3 protein-coding genes are annotated in these 1,135 nt (G+C 67.0%); all 3 read left to right on the forward strand.

Annotation, left to right across the window (positions count from 1 at the left end; genetic code table 11):
• Window positions 1–107, forward strand: a 107-nt coding sequence (locus LQV45_RS34590; RefSeq protein ID WP_230012435.1) for a hypothetical protein, incomplete at its 5' end; no start/stop codon positions are given.
• Window positions 107–916 carry an enoyl-CoA hydratase/isomerase family protein gene (locus LQV45_RS34595; protein WP_230012431.1) on the forward strand — a complete coding sequence of 270 codons (810 nt, stop codon included), beginning with the start codon at window positions 107–109 and terminating at the stop codon, window positions 914–916. The genes LQV45_RS34590 and LQV45_RS34595, both read left to right, overlap by 1 nt.
• Before the next feature lie 2 nt (window positions 917–918).
• The coding region (locus tag LQV45_RS34600; RefSeq protein ID WP_230012433.1) for a 3-hydroxyacyl-CoA dehydrogenase NAD-binding domain-containing protein at window positions 919–1,135 on the forward strand (217 nt) is incomplete at its 3' end.

The raw sequence follows: 1,135 nt of genomic DNA on the forward strand, positions 1-1,135 counted from the left end.
CCATCACACTGCTGGGCCGGATGGAGCGCGAAAACGCCAAAATCGGCCTTGCCACCATGTGCATCGGCGTCGGCCAGGGCACGGCCATGCTGCTGGAGCGCGTCTAGTGGCGGCCCCGGCCCTCGACCCGGCTGGCTTCGGCACGCTCCTGGTCGAAGAGCGCGAGGACCGCGTGGTGGTGGTGCTCAACCGCCCCGAGGTCCGCAACGCGATCGACCAGCAGATGGTCGATGAACTCCACACCGTCTGCGCCCATCTCGAGCGGCACCCCAAAGTCCTCATCATCGCCGGCTCCAAGGGGGTTTTCGCCTCCGGCGCCGACATCGGGCAGCTGCGCGAGCGGCGCCGCGACGATGCCCTGCAGGGCATCAACTCCACCATTTTCGTCCGGATCGCCAAGCTGCCGATGCCCGTCATCGCAGCCCTGGATGGCTTCTGCCTCGGCGGCGGCGCCGAACTGGCGTACGCCGCGGACTTCCGGATCGGCACCCCGTCCGTCAGGATCGGCAATCCCGAAACCGGACTCGGCATCCTGGCCGCCGCCGGTGCCAGCTGGCGCCTCAAGGAACTCGTGGGGGAGCCCGTCGCCAAGGAAATGCTGCTCGCCGGTGCCGTGCTGCGCGCAGACCGTGCCCTGGCCGTCAATCTCATCACCGAAATCCATGAACCGGCCGGGCTGATGGCCGCGGCCCACAGCCTCGCCGACCGGATCGCCACACAGGACCCGCTCGCCGTCCGGATCACCAAATCCGTGTTCCACGCCCCGGCCGAGGCGCATCCCCTCATTGACCAGCTGGCACAGGGGATCCTCTTCGAATCCCAGGCCAAGTTCGACCGCATGCAGACATTCTTGGATAAGAAATCAGCCAAGAAAACAGAGAAAAAGTCCGCCAAAGATTCCGGGAAGCAGAAATAGACATGGGCAACTCCGTACTCCCCGCCAACCTTCCGACAGCAGTGGGAGTCCTCGGTGGCGGCCGCATGGGCGCAGGCATCGCCCACGCCTTCCTGATCAACGGAGCCAACGTCGTGGTCGTCGAGCGCGACGAGGCGTCGGCCGAGGCCGCCCGGGAGCGGGTCGAGTCCGCCGCCGCCAAGAGCATTGAGCGCGGCGCCGTGGACGGCAACCTGGACG

The organism is Microbacterium sp. Bi128, from assembly GCF_918698205.1.